This window comes from Segetibacter koreensis DSM 18137, assembly GCF_000374045.1.
Classification (GTDB): Bacteria; Bacteroidota; Bacteroidia; order Chitinophagales; family Chitinophagaceae; genus Segetibacter; species Segetibacter koreensis.
Window position 1 is genome coordinate 1 of record NZ_KB893365.1, and the last position, 2363, is coordinate 2363.

Below are 2363 nucleotides of genomic sequence, written 5' to 3' on the forward strand. Positions count from 1 at the left end.
AAGGCAATATAATAATTATGCTGATGCACCAGTCAAACGTTAGCTTCGGAAATCATTTTTGGAGGAGCCGAAAAAGGAGGGATTACCGAGAACGTTTCCAAAGATGATTGCTTACTCCTTTTAGTGCAATACGATCTGTAATCTACTGTAAAATTTAGTAATTAAGAAAGCACTAAAAATAATACAAAGATGGAAGAATAAGTTTACTGCATTTGTTGAAACTGGATTAATGAACATAAGAAATCCATGGGAAAAGCGGGAGAATGAATAAATCGGATAAGGCGAAAGGGGAGTGGATGTATTCATATCGAGCGGTTGATAAGAAAGAGAAATCAGTTAAGTTTCTGCTATTCTGCCCGTGCTAGAATTAAGCTCAATGCTACAGCAACAGATGATGACGGTAAAATAATTAAAGTTCGATTTTATAATGGTTTAACTCCGCTTCATACTGAAACAGAGTTTCCTTACGGATTTTATGGGATAATGTTCCCTTCGGTAATTACACCCTCACTGCAAAAGCTTATGATAATAGTGGCGACGTAGCTACATCAAACGCTATAAATGTATCGGTAGTAGAGGAAAATGTGCCGCCGGTAGTGAGTATTGCAAGTCCTGTTAATGATACAACCTATACCGGCCCTGCAACTATTCATTTAATTGCGAAAGCAAAAGACCCGAATGATAGAATAAGTAAAGTAGAGTTTTATCAAGGTTCAACTTTATTAAAGACTGAATACATTTATCCTTATACTTATAACTGGATAAATGTACAGCCAGGAACATACACCATTAAAGCTAAAGCTTATGATGACAAAGGTCTTTCAGCTACATCTAAAGCTGTAACATTTACAGTAGCAGAGACTGCAGCGGCAAACCGTAGATCTGTTTTTTCAAATGATAAAAATAATATTCCGGGCCTCAGACTAAGTCCTAACCCTACCAAAAACAGTTTAAATATCTACACAAGCGGATTAGAGCAAAATAAGTCATCAACAATATTTGTTATTTCTGGTACAGGAGTTGTAATGAAAACTATACATACAAAATTGTCAAATCAAATTGTTCAACTCGATGTGTCTATCCTGGCAAAGGGAGCGTATACTGTCAAGGTGTGACAGGTAAGCAAGTTGTGTATAAGCAGTTTGTAAAGTTGTAGCAACCCTTATTAAAAATAAAATAGTTAGACGTCTTACAAACAACTGATGCTTCATTAATGCATATTCATTTCGTAATAATCATTTGCTTTGTATCAATCTTACTGCCATTGACACAAAAAGTGTAATTATACGTACCTGTAGGAAGTTCCTGGCTTTTGATATTAACCTGGCATTCGCCTCTTGCAACACTATAAGCTCTTAACACACGACCTTTCATGTCGGTTACCAATATCTGTGCTTTTTTGTTATCATTTGGAGCGTAATAAGAAATTTTTCTTCCAGTTGCGACTTTTTCTGAAAATTGCTTCATCTTCTTCCCAGTTTCTAAAACTTATCTTTATGAAAAATATTCAACTCTTTAGAAAACTCCAGTTTTTTACGTTTTTTCTCCTTCCTTCAATGTTATGTTTTTCCCAGCCCATTCAACAGTGGGAACGAGTATATAATGGCCCTGGTGATGGAAGGGATATAGTGAGATCAATGGCAGTGGACTCCGCAGGAAAAGTTTATATAACCGGAAGTAGCTTGGGCAGAGGGACAGGTGATGACTATGCAACAGTAAAGTATGATTCCGCAGGAAACCAACTTTGGGTAAGGAGATACAATGGACCCGGCAATAGCGATGATACTCCATTTTCTCTTGCGGTAGACGTTTTGGAATATGTTTATGTAACTGGTTATAGCATGGGTAAAGGAACAGGTTATGAATATGCGACCATAAAGTATGATAGGCAGGAAATGAGGTTTGGGTTCGAAGACATGACGGTGACTATGACTCTGATGCGCATGATGGTGGAGAATTTGTTACTGTGGATACTTTAGGAAATGTATATGTCATGGGCTTGGATGCTACTGTAAAATATGACAGAAATGGTAATGAAGTGTTTGTATTAAAGCATCACGATATGAAGTTTTCTCTTGCTGTAGATGACTCTGAAAATATTTATGTAACAGGGAACAATTTTGTTACCACTAAATATGATCGTTCGGGAAATAAACTTTGGGAAACACCGGCACTTGAAAATTTCATCGCAGCGTCAGTTGCAATCGACAGGTTAGGTAATGTTTATGTAACAGGTGCATCATTTTTTAGACTTTGTCAGCAAAAAAAATGATGCAGCTGGAAATGAACTTTGGGTAAAAAGGTTTACCGGCGTAGGAAATGGTCTCGAGTTTAATACTCCTTCCTTCACCCTTGATGCTTCT

At 37.0% G+C, this 2363-nt stretch carries 4 protein-coding genes; 3 read left to right on the plus strand and 1 reads right to left on the minus strand.

The annotated features are described in order from the left end of the window. Positions 1-596 precede the first annotated feature (596 nt). Positions 597-1115 carry an Ig-like domain-containing protein gene (locus tag B154_RS0122715; RefSeq protein ID WP_245542644.1) on the plus strand — a complete coding sequence of 173 codons (519 nt, stop codon included), beginning with the start codon at positions 597-599 and terminating at the stop codon, positions 1113-1115. Positions 1116-1221: 106 nt separating this feature from the next. On the opposite strand, the gene B154_RS0122720 is transcribed toward B154_RS0122715, so the two are convergent. Continuing rightward, positions 1222-1467 carry a hypothetical protein gene (locus B154_RS0122720; RefSeq protein WP_018616659.1) on the minus strand — a complete coding sequence of 82 codons (246 nt, stop codon included), beginning with the start codon at positions 1465-1467 and terminating at the stop codon, positions 1222-1224. A 29-nt stretch (positions 1468-1496) separates the two neighbouring features. Here B154_RS0122720 and B154_RS0122725 point away from each other — a divergent pair, with 29 nt between their 5' ends. Beyond that, a complete protein-coding gene (locus tag B154_RS0122725; protein ID WP_026260366.1) occupies positions 1497-1979 on the plus strand; it encodes an SBBP repeat-containing protein in 483 nt (160 codons plus the stop codon). Next, positions 1967-2272, plus strand: a complete 306-nt coding sequence (locus tag B154_RS0122730; RefSeq protein WP_157580932.1) for an SBBP repeat-containing protein — start codon at positions 1967-1969, stop codon at positions 2270-2272. Before B154_RS0122725 ends, B154_RS0122730 begins: the two co-directional genes overlap by 13 nt. The last annotated feature ends 91 nt before the right edge of the window (positions 2273-2363 follow it).